At 71.4% G+C, this 21,488-nt stretch carries 20 protein-coding genes; 12 read left to right on the forward strand and 8 right to left on the reverse strand.

Features of this window, described 5'->3' with window-relative positions; translation table 11 throughout:
* The first annotated feature begins 17 nt into the window (after positions 1–17).
* From AB0B29_RS24600 to AB0B29_RS24625, 6 genes are all read left to right on the forward strand, one after another.
* Positions 18–428 carry a DUF742 domain-containing protein gene (locus AB0B29_RS24600; RefSeq protein WP_362243780.1) on the forward strand — a complete coding sequence of 137 codons (411 nt, stop codon included), beginning with the start codon at positions 18–20 and terminating at the stop codon, positions 426–428.
* A 176-nt stretch (positions 429–604) separates the two neighbouring features.
* Positions 605–1,210, forward strand: a complete 606-nt coding sequence (locus AB0B29_RS24605; protein WP_062925504.1) for a GTP-binding protein — start codon at positions 605–607, stop codon at positions 1,208–1,210.
* 180 nt (positions 1,211–1,390) lie between these two features.
* Positions 1,391–1,804, forward strand: a complete 414-nt coding sequence (locus tag AB0B29_RS24610; protein WP_362243524.1) for a roadblock/LC7 domain-containing protein — start codon at positions 1,391–1,393, stop codon at positions 1,802–1,804.
* A gap of 153 nt (positions 1,805–1,957) precedes the next feature.
* A complete protein-coding gene (locus AB0B29_RS24615) occupies positions 1,958–2,167 on the forward strand; it encodes a DUF6397 family protein (RefSeq protein ID WP_362243527.1) in 210 nt (69 codons plus the stop codon).
* A gap of 136 nt (positions 2,168–2,303) precedes the next feature.
* Positions 2,304–2,675, forward strand: coding sequence for a VOC family protein (locus tag AB0B29_RS24620; RefSeq protein WP_362243530.1), 372 nt, complete (start codon positions 2,304–2,306; stop codon positions 2,673–2,675).
* A 10-nt stretch (positions 2,676–2,685) separates the two neighbouring features.
* A complete protein-coding gene (locus AB0B29_RS24625; protein WP_362243533.1) occupies positions 2,686–3,471 on the forward strand; it encodes an Fpg/Nei family DNA glycosylase in 786 nt (261 codons plus the stop codon).
* 140 nt (positions 3,472–3,611) lie between these two features.
* Here the strand turns inward: AB0B29_RS24625 and AB0B29_RS24630 are convergent, their stop codons facing one another.
* The 3 genes from AB0B29_RS24630 to AB0B29_RS24640 form a co-directional block, all read right to left on the reverse strand.
* Positions 3,612–4,565 (reverse strand): DMT family transporter, encoded by a 954-nt coding sequence (locus AB0B29_RS24630; protein WP_436845875.1) that lies wholly within the window; start codon positions 4,563–4,565, stop codon positions 3,612–3,614.
* 106 nt (positions 4,566–4,671) lie between these two features.
* Positions 4,672–5,544 (reverse strand): acyl-CoA thioesterase, encoded by an 873-nt coding sequence (locus tag AB0B29_RS24635; RefSeq protein ID WP_362243536.1) that lies wholly within the window; start codon positions 5,542–5,544, stop codon positions 4,672–4,674.
* 37 nt (positions 5,545–5,581) lie between these two features.
* Positions 5,582–8,095 (reverse strand): DEAD/DEAH box helicase, encoded by a 2,514-nt coding sequence (locus AB0B29_RS24640; protein ID WP_362243539.1) that lies wholly within the window; start codon positions 8,093–8,095, stop codon positions 5,582–5,584.
* Positions 8,096–8,239: 144 nt separating this feature from the next.
* On the opposite strand from AB0B29_RS24640, the gene AB0B29_RS24645 reads away from it, so the two are divergent.
* Positions 8,240–9,034: a metal-dependent hydrolase gene (locus AB0B29_RS24645; protein WP_362243542.1), complete on the forward strand. Its 795-nt coding sequence runs from the start codon at positions 8,240–8,242 to the stop codon at positions 9,032–9,034.
* Between the two features lie 86 nt (positions 9,035–9,120).
* On the opposite strand, the gene AB0B29_RS24650 is transcribed toward AB0B29_RS24645, so the two are convergent.
* From AB0B29_RS24650 to AB0B29_RS24665, 4 genes are all read right to left on the reverse strand, one after another.
* The gene (locus AB0B29_RS24650; protein WP_010040933.1) at positions 9,121–9,366 is read right to left on the reverse strand and encodes a type B 50S ribosomal protein L31; all 246 of its coding nucleotides are present in this window, start codon (positions 9,364–9,366) and stop codon (positions 9,121–9,123) included.
* Between the two features lie 35 nt (positions 9,367–9,401).
* Positions 9,402–9,872, reverse strand: a complete 471-nt coding sequence (locus AB0B29_RS24655; protein WP_362243544.1) for a DUF5709 domain-containing protein — start codon at positions 9,870–9,872, stop codon at positions 9,402–9,404.
* Positions 9,873–10,082: 210 nt separating this feature from the next.
* Positions 10,083–11,864 carry an ABC transporter ATP-binding protein gene (locus tag AB0B29_RS24660; protein WP_362243547.1) on the reverse strand — a complete coding sequence of 594 codons (1,782 nt, stop codon included), beginning with the start codon at positions 11,862–11,864 and terminating at the stop codon, positions 10,083–10,085.
* Complete coding sequence (locus AB0B29_RS24665; protein WP_362243550.1) at positions 11,861–13,666, reverse strand: ABC transporter ATP-binding protein; 1,806 nt, start codon at positions 13,664–13,666, stop codon at positions 11,861–11,863. Before AB0B29_RS24665 ends, AB0B29_RS24660 begins: the two co-directional genes overlap by 4 nt.
* Positions 13,667–13,960: 294 nt before the next feature.
* Between AB0B29_RS24665 and AB0B29_RS24670 the strand changes: the two genes are divergently transcribed.
* The 3 genes from AB0B29_RS24670 (at position 13,961) to AB0B29_RS24680 (ending at position 17,973) form a co-directional block, all read left to right on the forward strand.
* Positions 13,961–14,692: a L,D-transpeptidase family protein gene (locus tag AB0B29_RS24670; protein WP_362243553.1), complete on the forward strand. Its 732-nt coding sequence runs from the start codon at positions 13,961–13,963 to the stop codon at positions 14,690–14,692.
* Positions 14,693–14,734: 42 nt separating this feature from the next.
* Complete coding sequence (locus tag AB0B29_RS24675; protein WP_362243555.1) at positions 14,735–16,339, forward strand: peptide-N4-asparagine amidase; 1,605 nt, start codon at positions 14,735–14,737, stop codon at positions 16,337–16,339.
* Between the two features lie 173 nt (positions 16,340–16,512).
* Positions 16,513–17,973 (forward strand): cation:dicarboxylate symporter family transporter, encoded by a 1,461-nt coding sequence (locus AB0B29_RS24680; protein ID WP_362243558.1) that lies wholly within the window; start codon positions 16,513–16,515, stop codon positions 17,971–17,973.
* Between the two features lie 219 nt (positions 17,974–18,192).
* Here the strand turns inward: AB0B29_RS24680 and AB0B29_RS24685 are convergent, their stop codons facing one another.
* Positions 18,193–18,642, reverse strand: coding sequence for a MarR family winged helix-turn-helix transcriptional regulator (locus AB0B29_RS24685; RefSeq protein WP_362243560.1), 450 nt, complete (start codon positions 18,640–18,642; stop codon positions 18,193–18,195).
* 86 nt (positions 18,643–18,728) lie between these two features.
* Here AB0B29_RS24685 and AB0B29_RS24690 point away from each other — a divergent pair, with 86 nt between their 5' ends.
* Positions 18,729–20,531: an ABC transporter ATP-binding protein gene (locus AB0B29_RS24690; RefSeq protein WP_362243563.1), complete on the forward strand. Its 1,803-nt coding sequence runs from the start codon at positions 18,729–18,731 to the stop codon at positions 20,529–20,531.
* A gap of 43 nt (positions 20,532–20,574) precedes the next feature.
* A complete protein-coding gene (gene mltG / locus AB0B29_RS24695; protein WP_362243565.1) occupies positions 20,575–21,426 on the forward strand; it encodes an endolytic transglycosylase MltG in 852 nt (283 codons plus the stop codon).
* Positions 21,427–21,488: the final 62 nt, after the last annotated feature.

Below are 21,488 nucleotides of genomic sequence, written 5' to 3' on the forward strand. Positions count from 1 at the left end.
GAGAACGGTCCGTGCAGATGACCGAGGACATGACGGGCACCCCGCACGAGCAGGGCAGCCACTGGTACGACAACGAGGCCGGCCCGCTCGTCCGCCCCTACGCCATGACGGGCGGACGCACCCGGCCGAGTCCCACCGGCGTGCGGTTCGACCTGATCGCCCTGGTCACGCTGGACCCGGGAGCACCCGGGGTGGACGACGCGCCGCTCGGACCGGAACACCGCAACCTCATCGACCTGTGCCGCCCGGAGACCCAGTCGGTCGCCGAACTCGCCGCAGGTGCGGACCTGCCCGTCGGTGTGGTCAGGGTCCTCCTCGGCGATCTCCTGGAGCTCGGCTGTGTCACCGTCAGCCGTCCCGTCCCCCCGGCGCAGCTGCCCGACGAACGCATCCTGCGCGAGGTGATCGACGGCCTGAGAGCGCTGTGACCCCGGCACACCCGACGCACAGATGCAAACCGCACCACCCGCGCACGCTCCCTGCACCCACGCAGGCCCTGCACGCGGCCCTCCCCATCCCCGGACTCCTCACGCACGGTCATCCCGCCCCCCGCAGTCCCCACGCAGGCACTCCCGACACCCGGTACTCCTGAGAGAAGTGATCAATGGTCTCCGAGCACTCCGACGCCCCGGACGGCGAGAGCGCCGCGCTGGCGTTGAAGATTCTGGTCGCCGGCGGATTCGGCGTGGGCAAGACCACCCTGGTGGGCGCCGTCAGCGAGATCCGGCCGCTGCGCACCGAAGAGCTGCTCAGCGAAGCGGGACAGTCGGTGGACGACACCGACGGCGTGGACCACAAGACCACCACGACCGTCGCCATGGACTTCGGACGCATCACCATCCGGTCCGGCCTCTCCCTGTACCTCTTCGGCACGCCGGGCCAGGACCGCTTCTGGTTCCTGTGGGACGAGTTGTCGCAGGGGGCCCTCGGTGCGGTGGTCCTCGCGGACACCCGCCGCCTGGAGGACTGCTTCCCCGCGGTCGACTACTTCGAGCACCGGCGCATCCCGTTCGTCGTGGCCGTCAACTGCTTCGCGGGCGCCCGCCGGCACGGTGCCCCGGACGTCTCACGCGCACTCGATCTCGACAGGGGCACCCCCGTGGTGCTGTGCGACGCCCGTGACCGCGATTCGGGAAAGGAGGTGCTGATCCGGCTCGTCGAGTACGCCGGGCGGATGCACACCGCCCGGCTGCTCGACTCGGTCGGCTGAGCGAACAGGTGGGCGCGCGCGGTCAGTTCGCGACGTCCCGCTCGGCCGGCGAGCGTCGGTCATCTTCTCTGCCATGGCTTTCATCCTCCTTGCCCCGACCGCGCTCGTGGGGAAGGCTGACAAGGAGGTCCTCCGGCCAAGGAGGACTTCCGCACGGGGAGAAAACGGGGAGAACGCAAGATGGCGCAGAACCAGGGACTCGACTGGCTGCTGGACGACTTGACCGAGCGCGTCCACGAAGTGCGGCACGCACTGGTCCTGTCCAACGACGGCCTGGTGACGGGCGCGAGCACCGGACTGCGCCGCGAGGACGCCGAGCACCTCGCGGCCGTCTCGTCCGGGCTGCACAGCCTGGCCAAGGGCTCCGGACGGCACTTCGGGGCGGGCAGCGTACGCCAGACGATGATCGAGTTCGACGACGCGGTGCTGTTCGTCACCGCGGCCGGCACAGGCAGCTGTCTGTGCGTCCTCAGCGGCGCGGAGGCCGACATCGGCCAGATCGCCTACGAGATGACACTGCTGGTCAACCGGGTCGGCGAGCGCCTCGACGTCGACGCGCGCCAGCCCTTACCAAAACCGATGACAGACCTCTGACCTGTACGTTCGTCATCCCCCGTGGAGTTATCCACAGGCTCGCCACGAGATCCGCCGAAGCGGCTACGGTTTTTTCCAGGCCACCGCGCAGGGCCACTGCACGCGGCCACCGCACACTGGCGTGAGCCGCTGACACCACGGGGGAGAGCGACCATGGCACGTACCAGCACGACATCCGACCGCACCACTTGGGCCCCGAGCCGAGCAGCCCGTGAACTGGAGCTCAAACGGCGGGAGTTCGACCTCGCGGTGAACCTGGGGCTCATCCGGACACGTCAGCAGCCCCCGCCGCAGCCCCCACCCCGGCGGCGAAGCGGCCCCCTCCCGCGCCTTCGGGCTGCACTCCTTCCCGCGGTCTGCTGAGCTGGTTGCGCCGCAGAGGCCGGCAGCCGACCGGGTGACCCGGCGGTCGACGTCACCGCGGGGGCGGCCCGTCGACCGATGACTTTCCGGATGCGCCGTGGTCACACCCTCAGGAGACTATGTCCGGGAGGCGACCATGTTCGGTACGACGAAGGCGTTCAGCGGGTTCTCGGTGGACGACATCGACGCGGCCAAGGCGTTCTACGCCGACACGCTCGGGCTGCGGGTGTCGGAGGAGCACGGGCTGCTGATCCTGCACATCGCGGGTGACCGGGACACCGTGGTCTACCCCAAGCCGGACCACACGCCGGCCACGTTCACCATCCTCAACTTTCCCGTCGACGACATCGAGGCCGCGGTCGACGAGCTGAGCAGGAAAGGGGTGCGTTTCGAGCGCTACGACCACCTGAAGGCGGACGACAAGGGCATCTTCCGCGGCGGCGGCCCGCTGATCGCCTGGTTCACCGACCCGGCGGGGAACGTGCTCTCCGTCCTTCAGGAAGCCTGACGCGCCGGTCGTGCCCGAGCTGCCCGACGTCGAAGGCTTCCGGCAGGTGCTCGAGTCCTGCGCCAAGGGACGCGTGATCCGCCGGGTCGACGTGCGGGATCCGGGCGTGCTGCACGGCGTCGACACCCGGAAGCTGCGGGACGCGCTCGAAGGGCGGCGGTTCGGTACGCCGGAGCGGCACGGCAAGTGGCTGCTGGCCCGTACCGGCGGTCCCACCCTCGTCCTGCACTTCGGCATGACCGGGCGGTTGGTCTGCGGGCAGGTCGATGATCCCGTCGAGACACATGACCGCGTCCTGTTCACCCTGGGCGGCGGACGCCAGCTGCGCTTTCGTGACCAGCGCAAACTCCAGGGGCTGTGGCTGGCCCACGACGAGACCGACGTCGGCCGGCTGCTGCGGAAGCAGGGGCCCGACGCCCTGACGGTCGACCACGCGGAGTTCGAGGAGGTGCTCTCGTCACGCCGGGGGCACCTCAAGACGGCCCTCACCGACCAGTCCGTGCTCGCCGGGCTCGGCAATCTGCTCGCCGACGAGATCCTGTGGCGGGCCCGGCTGCGCCCCGACCACGGGACGCGTGATCTCACCCGGGAGGACCACCGTCGCCTGTACAGAGAGATGCGCCGCACCCTGCGCTCGTCCGTGGCGGCCGGCTGCGTGCCGCCCCGTGACTCCTGGCTCACCGGCCACCGGGACGACCATGACCCGAGGTGCCCGCGGTGCGGCGCCGGGCTGCGCCGGACCCGTATGGCGGGCCGGGGCACGGTGTGGTGCCCGCGGTGCCAGCCGGAAGGGTGAGCGGCGAGAACCGGGCCGACAGTACGCGCCACCCGGTTCCACTGCCCCGCCCCGCGACGCCGGGGCCCGATGCCTGCGTCCTGCCGTCTCGAGGCTCCGCCGTCCCGGCCCCCGCAGCGTCCCCGTCGTGGACCACATGGTCAGGGCGTCGCAGCGGTCTCGCGCTCGTCGGCGGGGGCCACCAGCGACTGTGTGAACGGAATGCGCGCCAGCGCGAGCACGCCGGCGGCGATCAGCGCGACACCGACCAACTGGGGCAGCAGCCACCACCCGGAGCGGATGGTCTCCTCGTACAGGGTGATGCCGAGGGCGAGGCTCACCAGGGCGTCGCCCAGGGTGAGCGCGGGCTGCGAGGCGACCAGGGGGCCGGCCTGCATGGCGTTCTCCAGCAGGAACAACGCGCACACTCCGGTGGCGGCGAAGGCGTACGTCTGCCAGGCGGTGAGGAAGGCCACGAGGCCCTGCTCGTCGAGGATGTGGGTGGCGGCCTTCATCAGCGCCGCGGTCACCGCGTAGCTGATCGCCGTCGCGGCACCCAGGCATGCCGCCCGGGCCCGGCCCTCGGGCCGGCGGAGGGCCGCGACGGCGAGGGCTGCGACCGCCCCCGCGCACACGGCGAGCGCGGGAATCCAGCGGTCCAGCGCCACATGGGTGCGGTTGCCGGCGGGGGAGGCGGCGGCGAGCGCCACCGCCAGACCGGCCACCACCACCGTGACGGCCAGCCAACCCCTCCCGGGCAGGTGTCGGTGCATCAGCACAGAGGCGACGATGAGGGTGAGCGGCAGCTCCAGCACGAACAGCGGCTGCACGATGGTCAGCGGCCCGGTGGCCAGCGCCAGCGCCTGGCAGACGGCGGCGCCGATCACCGCGAGGATGCCGGCCAGCCACACCGGCCGGCGCAGCAGATCGACGATCAGCCCGGCCCGCAGCCCCTGGGAGGAGGGCACGGTGAGCGCCGCCTTGCGCTGCAGCACGGTCGCGACCGCGTTGCTGAAGGCGGCGCAGATCGCGAACACGACGGGCAGCACGGTGTGCAGCGTGGTCACCTCCCGGATCGGCGGGGGTGTGGCGTCGGCGGTGCCTGCTGCTGCCATGGTCGCCGGATCCGGTCAGGGGCGCGATCGGAACCCGGGCGAGCAGGGCCCCGCCGGGCAGGGCCCGCCGCGCAGGACCCCGGCGAGCAGGGCCCGGCGGCGAAGGTCAGCCCAGCTTCCGGAAGAGCCCCTCCTGCACCACGGACACGACGAGACGGCCCTCACGGTCGTAGATCCGGCCCCGGGCCAGACCACGGCCGCCGACCGCGATCGGCGACTCCTGGTCGTAGAGGAGCCAGTCGTCCGCGCGGAACGGACGGTGGAACCACATGGCGTGGTCCAGCGACGCCATGTCGAAACCGCGCGGACCCCACAGCGGTTCGACCGGGATGCGGACGGCGTCCAGGAGGGTCATGTCGCTGGCGTAGGTGAGGGCGCAGGTGTGCACGAGCGGATCGTCGCCGAGCGGCCCGACCGCGCGCATCCACACGGCGCTGCGCGGCTCGGCGTCGCGGGCCTCGTCGACGGTCCAGCGCAGCCGGTCCACGTAACGGATGTCGAAGGGCTGGCGGCGGGCCATCCGTTCCAGCTGTTCGGGCAGCGCACCCAGGTGCTCGCGGATCTCGTCCGTGACGGTGGGCAGGGACTCCGGGTCCGGCACCTCGCGTGCGGGAGGCAGCTGGTGCTCGAAGCTGCCCTCCTCCGGCTTGTGGAAGGAGGCGGTGAGATTGAAGATCGTGCGGCCCTGCTGCACGGCCGTGACCCGCCGGGTGGTGAACGACCGCCCGTCGCGCACGTGCTCGACCTGGTAGACGATCGGCACGCCCGGCCGTCCGGGGCGCAGGAAGTACGCGTGCAGCGAGTGCACGGGACGGTCGCCCTCGGTGGTGCGGCCGGCGGCGACCAGCGCCTGCCCCGCCACCTGACCGCCGAAGACCCTCTGCAGGGACTCCTGCGGGCTGCGGCCGCGGAAGATGTTGACCTCGATCTGCTCCAGGTCGAGCAGGTCGACGAGCCTTTCGGCCGGGTTGGTCGTCATGGGTGGAATTCTCCTGTGCTCGCTGCTGCCGGGCCCGTCACAGCTGGCCGACGTCGGTGACGCGGACGACCGCGCGGCCCTCCGCGTCCGAGGCCGTGAGGTCGACTTCCGCGCTGATGCCCCAGTCGTGGTCGCCGTTCGGGTCGTGGAAGATCTGCCGGACCCGCCACAGGGCGTTCTCCGGTTCCTCCTCGATGAGCAGCAGCTTCGGCCCGCGGGCGTCGGGGCCGGTGCCGAGATCCTCGTACTCGTCCCAGTACTTGTCCATCGCCTCGCCCCACGCGTCGGCGTCCCAGCCGGACTCCCCGTCCATCTCGCCCAGTTCGCCCACCTGGTCGAGGGCGGCCAGCTCGACGCGGCGGAACATGGCGTTGCGGACCAGGACGCGGAAGGCGCGCGCGTTGGCGGTGACCGGCTTGACCTCGTCGGCCTTCTCCTGGGCCTCCTCGGCCGTCATCTCCGCCGGGTTGGCCAGCTGCTCCCACTCGTCCAGCAGGCTGGAGTCGACCTGGCGCACCATCTCGCCCAGCCAGGCGATCAGGTCCTGGAGGTCCTCGGACTTCAGGTCGTCCGGGACGGTGTGGTCGAGGGCCTTGAAGGCACTGGCGAGATAGCGCAGCACGATGCCCTCGGTGCGGGCCAGCTCGTAGTGGGACACCAACTCGGTGAAGGAAAGCGCCCGTTCGTACATGTCGCGGATCACGGACTTCGGCGACAACGGATGGTCGCCGACCCAGGGGTGGCTCTTGCGGTACGTGTTGTACGCGTGGAAGAGCAGCTCCTCCAGGGGCTTCGGGTACGTGATGTCCTGGAGGCGCTCCATGCGCTCCTCGTACTCGACGCCGTCCGCCTTCATCTGGGCCACGGCCTCGCCGCGCGCCTTGTTCTGCTGGGCGGCGAGGATCTGCCGCGGGTCGTCGAGCGTGGACTCCACGACGGACACCATGTCGAGGGCGTACGACGGGGACTCGGGATCGAGCAGCTCGAAGGCGGCCAGGGCGAAGGTGGACAGCGGCTGGTTGAGGGCGAAGTCCTGCTGGAGGTCGACCGTGAGGCGGACGATACGGCCCTCGGCGTCCGGCTGGTCGAGCTTCTCGACGATGCCGCCGTCCAGCAGTGAGCGGTAGATCGCGATGGCCCGGCGGATGTGCCGCAACTGCTGCTTGCGCGGCTCGTGGTTGTCCTCCAGCAGCCGTCGCATCGCCTCGAAGGCGTTGCCGGGGCGGGCGATCACGGACAGCAGCATCGTGTGCGTCACGCGGAAGCGGGACGTCAGCGGCTCCGGCTCGGAGCCGATGAGCTTCTCGAAGGTCTGCTCCGACCAGGCGACGAAGCCCTCAGGGGCTTTCTTGCGGACGACCTTGCGTCGCTTCTTGGGGTCGTCGCCCGCCTTGGCGAGGGCCTTCTCGTTCTCGACGACGTGCTCGGGCGCCTGCGCGACGACGAAGCCCTCCGTGTCGTACCCGGCCCGCCCGGCGCGGCCCGCGATCTGGTGGAACTCCCGGGCGCGCAGGGTGCGTACACGGGTGCCGTCGTACTTGGTGAGGGCCGTGAACAGAACGGTACGGATGGGGACGTTGACGCCGACGCCGAGCGTGTCGGTGCCGCAGATGACCTTCAGCAGACCGGCCTGGGCGAGCTTCTCCACCAGACGGCGGTACTTGGGCAGCATGCCGGCGTGGTGCACGCCGATGCCGTGCCGGACGTAACGGGAGAGGTTGCGGCCGAACTTGGTGGTGAAACGGAAGTTGCCGATCAGCTCGGCGATCTGCTCCTTCTCCTCCTTGGAGCACATGTTGATGCTCATCAGCGCCTGCGCCCGCTCCACGGCCTGCGCCTGCGTGAAGTGCACGATGTACACGGGCGCCTGCCGGGCGGACAGCAGATCGGTGAGGGTCTCGGTGAGCGGGGTGTAGCGGTACTCGTAGGACAGCGGGACCGGCCGGGTCGCCGAGCGGACCACCGCCGTGGGGCGGCCGGTGCGGCGGGCGAGGTCCTTCTCGAAGAAGGAGACGTCGCCGAGCGTCGCCGACATCAGCACGAACTGCGCCTGCGGCAGCTCCAGGATCGGGATCTGCCAGGCCCAGCCGCGGTCGCCCTCGGCATAGAAGTGGAACTCGTCCATCACGACCTGGCCGACATCGGCGTCCTTGCCGTCGCGCAGCGCGATCGACGCCAGTACCTCGGCGGTGCAGCAGATGACGGGGGCGTCGGCGTTGACCGACGCGTCGCCGGTCAGCATGCCGACGTTCTCGGTGCCGAAGATCTTGCACAGCTCGAAGAACTTCTCCGACACCAGGGCCTTGATCGGGGCGGTGTAGAAGGTGACCTCGTCACGGGCGAGGGCGGCGAAGTGCGCGCCCGCCGCGATCATGCTCTTGCCGGAGCCGGTGGGCGTCGACACGATCACGTTCGCACCCGAGACCACCTCGATCAGCGCCTCCTCCTGGTGGGGGTAGAGCGTGAGACCCCGCTCGCCGGCCCACGACTCGAAGGCTTCGTACAGGGCGTCGGGGTCGGGGGTCCGCGGCAGCTGATCGATGAGGGTCACGCCCCCATCTTGCCCGGCCCGGTGCCCGATGCGGGAATCGGCTGCGGGCCCGAAGATCACGAACGCTACGCTGGGGCGCCGACGGGACGTCAGCGCGCCCGGTCAACTGGACAGCGGTACATGGGAATGAGGCGGGCCACGGCCATGATGGGACCAGCACACTCACTGTCGGGGGCCGCCGCCTGGCTCGGCGTCGGTGCGGCCGCCGCGGCCGCCGGACACCCGATGCCCTGGCCGGTCCTCCTCGTCGGCGCGCTGATCTGCGCCGGAGCCGCCCTCGCCCCGGACCTCGACCACAAGGCGGCCACCATCTCCCGGTCCTTCGGACCGCTGTCGCGCTGGCTGTGCGAGATCGTCGACAAGCTGTCGTACGCCGTCTACAAGGCCACCAAGAAGCAGGGCGACCCGCGCCGCTCCGGCGGGCACCGCACCCTGACCCACACCTGGCTGTGGGCGGTCCTGATCGGTGCGGGCACCTCGGCCGTGGCGATCACCAGCGACCGCTGGGGCGTGCTCGCCGTCCTCTTCGTGCACATGGTCCTGGCCATCGAGGGCCTGCTGTGGCGGGCGACGCGCGGCTCCAGCAGTGAGGTCCTGGTGTGGCTGCTGGCCGCGACCACCGCGTGGATCCTCGCCGGCATACTGGACAAGCCGGGCAACGGCGCGGACTGGCTGTTCACGGCACCGGGCCAGGAGTACCTGTGGCTGGGGCTGCCGGTGGTGCTGGGTGCGATCGTGCACGACATCGGGGACGCGCTCACCGTGTCCGGCTGCCCGATCCTGTGGCCCATCCCGGTCGGGCGCAAGCGCTGGTACCCGGTCGGGCCCCCGAAGGCCATGCGCTTCCGGGCGGGCAGCTGGGTGGAGCTCAAGGTGCTGATGCCGGTGTTCATGCTGCTCGGCGGCGTGGGCTGCGCGGCGGCGCTCAACTTCATCTGACCCCCAGGAGCCGGCCCCAGGAGTCGGCCTCCCACGAGCCGCAAGGAGCCGCAAGGAGCCTCCAGGAGCCCGCCCCTCCGGGCGCCTCAGCCGCCGCCGTAGCGCCGCTCGAACGCCGCGACCCGGCCCTCCGAGTCCACCGTGCGGGCCTTGCCGGTGTAGAAGGGGTGGCTCTCCGAGGAGATCTCCACGTCCACGACCGGGTAGGTCTCGCCGTCGTCCCACTCGATGGTCTGGTCGCTGGTCGCGGTGGACCGGGTGAGGAACGCGTACCCGGCGGCGCGGTCACGGAAGACGACGGGGTGGTAGTCGGGGTGCTTGTCCTGCTGCATGGATGCTCCTCGGGCGGCTCGGGCCGGTTCTGCGATCAGCCGGGCAGGGTGTCCTCATCGACGATGTGCACGGCGGCCTCCTCGGCCGACGCGGCGGCGCCGTCGATGCCCACGTCCATGGCGACCAGTGCCTCCTCCTCGTCCTCGTGGGCGCCCTCGTCGGGTGCCACGAGCCGGCCGGAGCGCTCGGCTCCGACCTCGTTGTCCAGGAGTTCCCCGTCGGTGCCCGTGCAGTCGCCGAGGCCGTCACCGTCCGGGACGGCGGCGTCCGGCAGCTCCTCGGAGAGCCGCTGGTCCAGCGTCTCGCCCCGCTGACGCTCGGCGGCCGTCACACCGAGGTGCTCGACGGCCCAGGGCCGTTCGGGAGGGGACCAGCCACGGTCCAGGGGATCGTCGACGCCGTCGTTCTCCAGGGTGTCCTCGGCGTCGAGCAGCCCCGTGTCCTCCCTCTGCTCGTCCTGGTCCGGCTGGTAGACGTCGTCTCCCCAGCCGTCGGAGCTGTTCACGGGTACCTCCAGGGGGTGGGGCGGGCCCGTTCTCACGGGACCCGTGCCGGGCCGCCGCCGCACGGAGCGCCGACGCCGCCCGAACCACTGGTTCCGGGGCGTTCCCCGAGCCGGTGCCTGATTCCAGCCTTCCACCCAGGTTCGGGACCGCGCAACGCCAAGGACGCGGCCGCCTCGCGAGGGGCCGCGCCGCCTGGTACGACGAGGTGCTCACCCGTGCCACGACCTCCACAGCGCCGCATACGCCCCGTCCGCCGCGACCAGCTCCTCATGGCTGCCCAGCTCGCTGATCCGACCGCTCTCGACGACGGCGATGACGTCGGCGTCGTGGGCCGTGTGCAGCCGGTGGGCGATGGCGACGACGGTGCGGCCGTCGAGGACCCGGGCCAGGGAGCGTTCCAGGTTGCGGGCGGCACGCGGGTCGAGCAAGGAGGTCGCCTCGTCCAGGACCAGCGTGTGCGGGTCGGCCAGCACCAGGCGGGCCAGCGCGATCTGCTGGGCCTGGGCCGGGGTGAGCGCCAGACCGCCCGAGCCGACCTCGGTGTCCAGGCCGTCCTCCAGCGCACGGGCCCAGCCGTCGGCGTCGACCGCTCCCAGCGCCGCCCACAGCTCGGCGTCGACCGCGCCGGTCCGCGCGAGCCGGAGGTTGTCGCGCAGGGAGCCCACGAAGACGTGGTGCTCCTGGTTGACCAGGGCCACGTGGGAGCGGACGTGCTCGGCGGGCATTCGGGACAGTTCCGTGCCGCCCAGGGTGATCCGGCCGTCCCGGGGCGCGTAGATCCCGGCGAGCAGCCGGCCCAGTGTGGACTTGCCCGCACCCGAGGGACCCACCAGGGCCAGCCGGGTGCCGGGAGCGACCTCCAGGGACACCTTGCGCAGGACGTCGACGCCCTCGAGGTAGCCGAAGTGCACCCGGTCGGCGTGGACATGGCGTCCCTCGGGAGCCAGGGTCGGATCCCCCGGGTCGGTCTCGATGTCCCGGACCCCGACGAGCCGGGCCAGTGACACCTGGGCCACCTGCAGCTCGTCGTACCAGCGCAGGATCATGCCCACCGGGTCGACCAGCATCTGGGCGATCAGCGCGCCGGTGGTCAGCTGGCCGACGTCGATCCATCCGTGCAGGGCGAACACACCGCCGACCAGCAGGACCGAGGCGAGCACCGTCACGTGGGTGACGTCGACGACCGGGAAGAGCACCGACCGCAGCCAGAGCGTGTAGCGCTCCCAGGCCGTCCACTCCCGGATCCGGCGCTCCGACAGCGCGACGCGGCGCTCGCCCAGGCGGTGTGCCTCGACGGTGCGCCCGGCGTCCACGGTCTCGGCGAGCGCGGCGGCCACGGCGGCGTACCCGGCGGCCTCGGAGCGGTAGGCCGAGGGCGCTCGCCGGAAGTACCAGCGGCAGCCGGCGATCAGCAGAGGCAGGGCGAGCAGGACGGCGAGTGCCAGCGGCGGCGCCGTGATCACCAGCCCGCCCATCAGCAGGGTCACCCACACCACGCCGATCGACAGCTGCGGTACGGCCTCGCGCATGGCGTTGCCCAGGCGGTCGATGTCCGTCGTGATGCGCGACAGCAGGTCGCCGGTCCCGGCCCGCTCCAGCACCCCGGGCGGCAGCCCGACCGACCGGACGAGGAAGTCCTCGCGCAGGTCGGCCAGCATCCGCTCGCCCAGCATCGCGCCGCGCAGCCGCACCTGCCGGACGAACACGGCCTGGACGGCCAGAGCGACCACGAAGAGCCCGGCCGTGAGCTCCAGCCGCAGGTTCCCGACCCCGTCGGACACCCGCTCCACCAGTCCGCCCAGCAGCCAGGGACCAGCCATCGAGGCAAGCACGGCGGCCGTGTTGACGGCGACCAGCAGCAGGAACGCCCGCCGGTGCCGGCGCAGCAGTTCGGCCACGTAGGCGCGGACGGTCTCGGGGGCGCCGACCGGCAGGGTGTTCGCCGTCGTCGGGGCCGCCGGGTCGTACGCCGGTGGCGCGACGCCGATCATGCCTTCTCCTCGATCTCTTCCAGTTCCTGCAGTACGTCCTTCAGGGCGACGGAGCCGTCCAGGGCGGCCTCGTCGTCCGTCTCGCGGGTGACCACCGCCCGGTAACGGGGCTCGGTCCGCACGAGTTCACGATGGGCGCCGACGGCCACGGCCTCGCCGTCGTGGACGAACACCACCCGGTCGGCGCGGTCCAGCAGCAGCGGGGAGGAGGTGAAGACCACCGTCGTGCGTCCCGTGCGCAACTCCCGTACGCCCTGTGCGATCCGGGCCTCGGTGTGCGAGTCGACGGCCGAGGTCGGCTCGTCCAGGACGAGCGCCTCCGGGTCCGTGACCAGCGACCGGGCGAGCGCGAGCCGCTGGCGCTGACCGCCGGACAGGGACCGGCCGCGTTCGGTGATCCGGGCGTCCATCGGGTCGGCCGCGTCCAGTGAGCCCTGCACGAGGGCCGCCAGCACGTCGTCGCACTGCGCGGCGGCCAGCGCCTCCCGCGGCGTCACCGCACCGGACGCGGGTACGTCGAGCAGCTCGCGCAGCGTGCCGGACAGCAGTACCGGGTCCTTGTCCTGGACGAGGACGGCCGTCCGGGCGCTGTCCAGCGGGAGTTCGTCGAGCGGCACCCCGCCCAGCAGCACCGAGGTGCCCTGCCGGGAGGCGTGTCCGCCGAGCCGTTCCGCCAGCAGGCCCGCGGCGTCCGGGTCGCCGCACACCACGGCCGTGAGCCGGCCGGCGGGCGCGAGCAGCCCGGTTTCCGGGTCGTACAGGTCCCCCGACGGGACCTCGGCCGCGCGTGATCCTGCGGTGTCCGTGGGCCGTTGGAGCGACAGCACCCCCGCGGCCCGTTTGGCGGAGGGCCGGGAGAAGGAGTACGCCATGGCGATCTCCTCGAAGTGCCGCAGCGGATAGGTCAGGACCATGACCGAGCTGTAGACGGTGACCAGTTCGCCGACGGTGATCCGGCCCTCGCGGGCCAGCCCCACTCCGTACCAGACGACGGCGATGAGCAGCAGCCCGGGCAGCAGGACCTGGATCGCGGAGATCAGGGACCACATCCGGGCGCTGCGCACGGCGGCGTGGCGGACCTCCTGGGAGGCGCTGCGGTAGCGGTCGAGGAACAGCTCCTCGCCGCCGATGCCGCGCAGCACCCGCAGACCGGCGACGGTGTCCGAGGCCAGTTCGGTGGCCCGCCCGGCCTTCTCACGCTGGGTGTCGGCACGCCGGGTGGCGCGGGGCAGCAGCGGCAGCACGGCGAGCGCCAGCGCGGGCAGCCCCACGGCGACGACCACGCCGAGCGCGGGCTGGTAGACGAGCAGGCCGACACAGACCAGGGCGACGGTGACCAAGGCCGCGGTGAACCGGGACAGGGCCTCGACGAACCAGCCGATCTTCTCGACGTCACCGGTCGACACGGCCACCACTTCACCGGCCGCGACCCGCCGGGTCAGGGCCGAGCCCAGATGGGCGGTCTTGCGGGCGAGCAGCTGCTGGACGCGCGCGGCAGCGGTGATCCAGTTGGTGATCGCGGTGCGGTGCAGGAAGGTGTCACCGACCGCGTTGCCCACGCAGGCCAGCGCCAGCAGGCCACCCGCCAGGGCGAGCCGGGTACCGGAGCCGTCGACGACGGCCTGTACGGCGACCCCGACGCAGAACGGCAGAGCGGCGACGGAGGCGAAGTGCAGCAGCCCCCAGCTCAGCGACTTGAGCTGACCGCCCAGCTGGTTCCGGAAGAGCCACCACAGGAATCGGGGGCCCGAACGCGCGTCCGGGACGCCCGGGTCGGGGTACGGAAGGTCTTGAATCTGCATGACGTCCCATTGGCTCGTGTCAGGGGGCGAAGGGGTCGGGAGGCGGGTCGGCAGGAAAGTGGGGGGCGGCCGCCGACGACGGCAGCAAACCGTGACAGGTTCGCGTTGCGACGCGGCCGGAGGCAACCGGTTTTCCGCCCGCAGCACGGAACCAGCCGTCCGCCGTGCGCAGCCGGCCGACGACGACCGGGCGGGACCGGTCGTCCGGCGTGCGCATCCGGTCTGCAACCGAGCGGAACCGGCCGTCCGCCGTGCGCCACCGGTCGGCAGGCGGGGTGGTGCGACCATGGAGCGATGCACACTGGTGGCGTACGACGAGCGGTGGCCGCGACGGCGGTCCTGGCCTCTTTCCTGACGGCTCTGTCCGCCTGCGGCGGCGCGGAGGGCGGCGGCGGGACGGACGCCGCACGCCCGGCGACTCGCACCCGCGCGGCCACGGCCGATCCGACCCGCATCCCCGGCGTCGGTGACCGGCTCCAGCGGCGGATCCCGTCCGGCTCCCACCAGGTCGTCGCGGTCTACGGCGACGGGAAGAACTCCGCCGACTCCACGGTCGTTCTCTACACCAAGCACGGCTCCACCTGGCAGCGGGAGCGCGGTTGGGCCGGGCACAACGGCAAGAAGGGCTGGACCACCGACCACCGCGAGGACGACGACCGCAGCCCCGTGGGCGTGTTCACCCTGAGCGACGCGGGCGGCGTGCTGCCGGACCCGGGCTCCGGGCTGCCGTACACCCGCTCCGCCGCCTTCGCCGCCCCGCGCTGGTGGGCCAAGTCGTACTGGCACGACTTCGACTACGTCATCGCCATCGACTACAACCGCGTCAAGGGCACCCCGCCGAACGACCCGACCCGCCCCGAGGGCGAGAAGAAGGGCGGCGGGATCTGGCTGCACATGGACCACGGCAGCGGCACGTCGGCCTGTGTCAGCGTGCCCGAGTCGGCCATGAGGTACCTGCTGCGCACGCTCGACCCCGGGCAGCGTCCCGTGGTGGTGATGGGGGACAGGGCGGACCTGGCCGCCTAGGCCTCATTGCGCGGGTGGCCCAGTCCCCGTAGAACACCGCCCATGAAGAGACGGATCGTCATGTCCATGCTTGCCGGAGCGACCCTTCTGGCGGGCACCCTCCTCGGTACCACTCCCGCCGGGGCGGCGGACGTCCCGGCCCGGGCGGCCGGCGTCCCCGCCGAGTTCGGCACCGACTGGCACGACCCGGTCACGGCCGCGCCGCCCGTCGCGAAGCCCGCCGGAAAGTCGTGCGAAGTCACCCTCGCCCGGGCGCAGTTCCGGGACTTCACCCCGTACCGCGGCACCTACACCCCGCCCGGCGGCTGCGGCGACCGCTGGAGCAAGGTGGTGCTGCGGCTCGACGGCAAGGTCAAGGGGCGTCAGTACGACCGGCTCGGCTATCTCCACGTCGGCGGTGTCGAGATCTTCCGGACGTCGACCCCGCAGCCCTCACCCGACGGCGTCGAGTGGTCCGTGGAGGAGGACGTCACACGCTACAGCGACACCTTCCGCACGAGCAGGGGCGTCGAGATGCTCATCGGGAACGTCGTGGACGACACCTACACGGGCGTCCTCGACGTCGAGGTCACGCTGACGTTCTTCCAGGGGCGCCCCGATCCGAAGAGCCCCGACCGGGTCCTCACCCTCGACGGCGGCTCGGCCCTCACCACCCCGCGCAACAGCGAGCGCATCCTGGCCGAGGTGTACGCGACCGGGTCCGGTGGCGGCTGCGAGGAGTACTGGTACCTGACGGTGCCCGAACCGGCGCCATACTCCTGCAAGGCCGGTCAAGGCCCTTACCGTGAGGTGCAGATCAGTGTCGACGGCCGGCTCGCCGGCATCGCCGCCCCGTTCCCGACGGTGTGGACCGGAGGCTGGTCCAACCCGTTCCTCTGGTACGTGATCCCGGGCCCGCGTGCCTTCGACATCAAACCGATCACCTACGACCTCACTCCCTTCGCCGGGATCCTCAACGACGGCCGTCCGCACCGCGTCGAGGTCTCGGTGGTCGGTGTGCCCGAGGGGCAGAGCGGTTGGAGCACGCCGGTGAACGTCCTCGTGTGGCAGGACGAACAGCGCGAGCGGGTCACCGGGAAGCTCACCGCGCACACGGCGGAAGACCTCACCGACTCATCTGTGTACACGCCGGGTTCCGAGCACCGGGTGGACACCGAGGGCGCCCACCGGCTGACCGTCGCCGGCTATGTCGACACCTCGCGCGGCCGCGTCAGGACCACCGTCAGCCGCTCGCTGACCGGCACCTCCGCCCACCGCTGGACCGACGGCGAGACGCGTGACGCTCTCGAAGCCGTCTGGACGGACGACGAGTCGGTGACCGTCGGCGCACGCACCACGCGCACCCACCGCAGCTACACGATGGACGGCACGACCATCCTCGGCACGGGCGACCGCCTGCGCACGGTACTGAAGCTCGGCGATCACGCCACGGTCGTCGGGACGAGCCGCGGGCGGCGCACCTCGTGGTCACGGCTCGACGACTCGTACACGGGCGACGCGACCTACACGGCCGACGTGCCGCGCGACCAGCGCCACGCGGTCGGCACCACGAGCGAGCGTTACCGGCTGTCCGGCCCACGCGGCTGCTACGACCGCACCTTGGCCACCGTGCAGGGGATGCTCACGGAGAACCGGAACCGTTGCTGAGGCGACATCCGAGGCGTGTGTGACCTGTATCACGCGTGATGTTTTACTTGGCCGAAACGTTGCGGTCTTGTGTGCGATCAAGACGGCCTTCAGGGTGTCGGAAGCGGAATCTCCTTTCCGTATCACAGAAGTCTCCTCCGGCTTCTGTGTGTCCCGTCCCCCTAGGAGGCTTCGTGCCGCCGTTCGTACCGTCCCTCCCGCGACGCGTCGCCCGCACCTTGCGCACCTCGCTCTTCGCGCAGGTCACCTGCGCGCTCGTCCTCGGAATCGTCGTCGGAAAGCTGTGGCCGGACACGGCCACGGCTCTCCAGCCGCTCGGCGACGGCTTCACCCGCCTCATCAAGACGGTGATCTCGCCGCTGGTGTTCTGTGTGGTCGTCGTCGGCATCGCCAAGGCCGGGGACCTGAAGGCTTTCGGCCGGATCGGGGTGAAGGCCCTCATCTGGTTCGAGATCGCCTCCACGGCCGCGCTGGTCATCGGCCTCGTCGCCGCCAACGTCGTCGGCCCGGGCAAGGGCATGAACGTCGACCCCTCCTCGCTGAACACCGCGGCCGTCAACGAGACGACGGGCGGGGGCCACCTTCCCTCGACGGCCGAGTTCGTACTGAACGCGCTGCCGCAGAGTTTCCTCGGCGCCTTCGCCGAGAACGAGCTGCTTCAAGTCCTCATCCTGGCCTGCCTGGTGGGCGCCGCCCTGCTGCACCTCGGGCACACCAAGGTGCCGAAGATCCTGCCCGCGATCGAGCAGGCCCAGGAGGTCATCTTCGCGATCGTCGGCTTCATCATGCGGCTGGCCCCGCTCGCGGTGTTCGGCGCGATGGCCCATCTGGTCGGCAACTACGGCCTGGGCGTGATGAGGACGTACGCCAAGCTCATCGTGCTCTGCTACGTGGCCGCGGCGCTGTTCGTCGCGCTGCTCGCCGTCGCCCTGAAGGCCGTCACCGGGCTCAGCCTCTGGAAGTTCCTGCGCTACATCCGCGAGGAGATGCTGCTCGCGCTCGGCACCGCGTCCACCGAGTCGGTGATGCCCCGTGTCATGCAGAAGCTGCGCCGGGCCGGTGCCCGCGACGACGCCGTGGGGCTGGTGCTCCCCACCGGCTACTCCTTCAACCTCGACGGCGCCTCGCTGTACCTGTCCATCGGCACGCTGTTCATCGCCCAGGCGGTGGGCGTGGACCTCAGCCTCGGCCAGCAGATCACGGTCGTGCTGGTGTTGATGCTGACCAGCAAGGGCATGGCGGGCATTCCGGGTTCGGCGTTCCTCGCCCTGTCCGCGACCGCCTCGTCCCTCGGAGCGATCCCCGCCGGAGCCGTCGCGCTGCTGCTCGGCGTGGACCGCATCATGGACTCGATGCGCGTCGTGACGAACCTGCTCGGCAACTGCGTCGCCGTCTTCGCGGTGTCCCGCTGGGAGGGGGCCCTGGACATCGACCGGGCGAAGAGGACGCTGGACGGGGAGGACGCCCCGGATCCGGACGAGGCCGGGAAGGGCGCCCCTGACGCGGCGGACGTCTCCGTGCCGGTCGGCACCCAGAAGGGCGCCGCTGCCGTGGTCGGCGCCGGGACACCGGTGCCGGACATCCCGGCCCAGAAGACCGAGGACCTCAAGGAGCCCGCTCCCGAGGCCGGTTGACCCGAACGGCATCGGGCCGCGCCACCGCACGGACAGGACGAGCGGTGACCGCGGCCCGCTGCCGCGCTCCGCCCCCCGGGGCCCCGGGGCTCGGCAGGGCCCCGGGATCCGCTGCCGCGCTCCCCCCTTAAGCCGGCGGGGCCTGGGATCCGCTGCCGTGTCCCCGCCGGCCGGCCGGCGGGGCCGTGCCGGTGTCCGGCTGCCGCCGCTCCGGCCTTGTCAGCAGGACTGCACCGGCGTCCCGTCGATCAGCGTGTCCAGCAGACCCCCGAGCGCCTCCCGCTGAGCCTCCGTCAGCGGCGCGAGGATCTCCTCCGCGGCCGACCTGCGCGCAGCCCGCAGCTCGCGCAGCGCGCCCCGGCCGTCGTCCGTGAGCTCGATGCGGATCACCCGCCGGTTCGCCGGGTCCGGGACCCGTCGCACCTTGCCGCTCGCCTCCAGACCGTCGACCAGCGTCGTCACGGCCCGCGGCACCACCTCGAGGCGCTCGGCAAGATCGGCCATGCGCGGCGGCGAGCCCCAGTGTGCGAGCGTGCGCAGCAGCCTGGACTGGGCCGGGGTGATGCCGAGGTCGCGGTGCTCCAGATGGCGTTTCTGGATGCGGTGCACCCGGCGGGTGAGCCGCAGCAACTGCTCGGCGAGCAGGCCGTCGGCGTCGGGCGTGGTCATGCGGGAACAATATCAGGATGCAGTTCATTGTGAGCATAGGTAACAATGAGCTGTGATCCGATCCGCCGCATCCCTCGTAGGAGCCCATGCATCCCGACCGTGAAGCCCCCTGGACCCCACCGGCCGACTCCAAGGAGCAGCCCCGGCAGGTCCGCCGCATCCTCGGCCTCTTCCGCCCCTACCGGGGCCGCCTCGCGATCGTCGGCCTGCTGGTCGGCGCCGCGTCCCTGGTCTCGGTCGCCACGCCCTTCCTGCTGAAGGAGATCCTGGACGTCGCGATCCCGCAAGGGCGCACGGGCCTGCTGAGCCTGCTCGCCCTCGGCATGATCCTCAGCGCCGTCCTCACCAGCGTCTTCGGGGTCCTCCAGACCCTGATCTCCACGACGGTCGGCCAGCGCGTCATGCACGACCTGCGCACCGCGGTCTACGGCCGGCTCCAGCGCATGTCCCTGGCCTTCTTCACGCGCACCCGCACGGGTGAGGTGCAGTCCCGCATCGCCAACGACATCGGCGGCATGCAGGCCACCGTCACCTCCACCGCGACCTCCCTGGTCTCCAACGTCACCAGCGTGGTCGCCACCATCGTCGCGATGATCGCCCTCGACTGGCGCCTGACGGTCGTCTCGCTGCTGTTGCTGCCGGTGTTCGTGTGGATCAGCCGCCGGGTCGGCAACGAACGCCGGAAGATCACCACCCAGCGCCAGAAGCAGATGGCCGCCATGGCCGCCACCGTCACCGAGTCGCTCTCCGTCAGCGGCATCCTGCTCGGCCGCACGATGGGCCGCTCCGACTCGCTGACGAAGTCCTTCGCCGACGAGTCCGAGGAGCTCGTCGACCTGGAGGTGCGGTCGAACATGGCCGGCCGGTGGCGCATGGCGGTCATCACGATCGTCATGGCCGCCCTGCCCGCCGTCATCTACTGGACCGCCGGCATGGCCCTCCAGCTGGGCGGCCCCGCGGTCTCCATCGGCACGATCGTCGCCTTCGTCTCGCTCCAGCAGGGCCTGTTCCGCCCGGCCGTGAGCCTGCTGTCGACCGGGGTGCAGATCCAGACCTCGCTCGCCCTGTTCCAGCGCATCTTCGAGTACCTCGACCTCCCGATCGACATCACCGAGCGGGCCGACCCGGTCCGTCTCGAACGCATCAAGGGCGAGGTCCGCTTCGAGAACGTCTCCTTCGGCTACGACGACAAGGGCGGCCCGGTTCTCGACGGCATCGACCTCACCGTCCCGGCCGGCGGCAGCCTCGCCGTCGTCGGCCCCACCGGCGCCGGCAAGTCCACCCTCGGCTACCTCGTGCCCCGGCTCTACGACGTCACCGGCGGCCGCGTCACCCTCGACGGGACCGACGTTCGCGACCTCGACTTCGACACGCTGGCGCGCGCGGTCGGCGTCGTCTCGCAGGAGACGTACCTCTTCCACGCCTCGGTCGCCGAGAACCTGCGCTTCGCCAAGCCCGACGCCACCGACGAGGAGCTTCACCAGGCGGCGAAGGCGGCGCAGATCCACGATCACATCGCGGCCCTGCCCGACGGCTACGACACCGTCGTCGGCGAGCGCGGCCACCGCTTCTCCGGTGGCGAGAAGCAGCGGCTGGCCATCGCCCGCACCATCCTGCGCGACCCGCCGGTCCTCATCCTCGACGAGGCCACCAGCGCGCTGGACACCCGGACCGAGGCGGCCGTCCAGGACGCCATCGACGCTCTGTCGGCCAACCGCACCACCCTCACCATCGCCCACCGGCTGTCGACCGTGCGCGGCGCCGACCAGATCGTGGTCCTCGACGCGGGCCGCGCGGTCGAACGCGGTACGCACGAGGACCTCATGGGGGAGGGCGGCCGGTACGCGGCACTCGTACGCCGGGACGCCCAACTGGAGCCGACAAGATGAAAATATGCCGGGTTTATGGCGATATGGGGGTTACCGTGCCCGCATGGAGAAGAACACTCCGCCACGGAGCACGATTCGACTGACGCGCAGGGGCCGCATCGTCCTCGTCGCGACCGGAGCCGTCGTGGTCGGCACCGCCGTGGCGGTGCCGCTGCTGACCCTGCGGGCCGGGACAGAGGGGGAGAGCCGGCCCACGACCCTGGCCGTCCCGGAGGGCCGGCGCGCGAGCCAGATCTACGCGGCCGTCGACAAGGCCCTCGCCCTGCCTGCCGGCAGTACGAAGAAGTCCCTGGACAGGGCCGCGCTGAAACTGCCCAACGACGCCGAGGGCAATCCGGAGGGCTACCTCTTCCCGGCCACGTATCGGATCCAGGAGAAGACCACTCCGGACAAGCTCCTCGCGCTCATGGTCGACACCGCGAACGAGAAGTTCAACGGTGCGCCCATCGCCGCCGGGGCGCAGCGCAACGCCATGAACGTGTACCAGGCCGTCACCATCGCGAGCATCGTCCAGGCCGAGGCCGCCACCAGGGCCGACATGGGGAAGGTGGCCCGGGTCATCTTCAACCGTCTGGAACGCGGCATGCCCCTGCAGATGGACTCCACCATCAACTACGCCCTCAATCGCTCCTCCGTTCGCACGACGGAGAGCGACACCCGGATCGAGAGCCCCTACAACTCGTACCAGCGCATGGGCCTGCCTCCCACCCCGATCGGCAGCCCGGGCGAGGAGGCGATGCGCGCGGCCGTCAATCCGACCGCGGGCAACTGGCTGTACTTCGTCACCGTCCGCCCGGGCGACACCCGGTTCACGGCGGACTACCAGGAGCACCAGCGCAACGTCGCGGAGTTCAACGCGCTGAGCAAGAAGAGCGGGGCCCCGGCGGCCGGGTGACAGCCCCGGCCTGTATCTGCGCGGCTGGGTCTCCCGAGCCTCACCGACCCGTTGGACCCGCC

Origin of the sequence: Streptomyces tibetensis (assembly GCF_040647715.1) — a bacterium.
GTDB classification, from domain to species: domain Bacteria; phylum Actinomycetota; class Actinomycetes; order Streptomycetales; family Streptomycetaceae; genus Streptomyces; species Streptomyces tibetensis_A.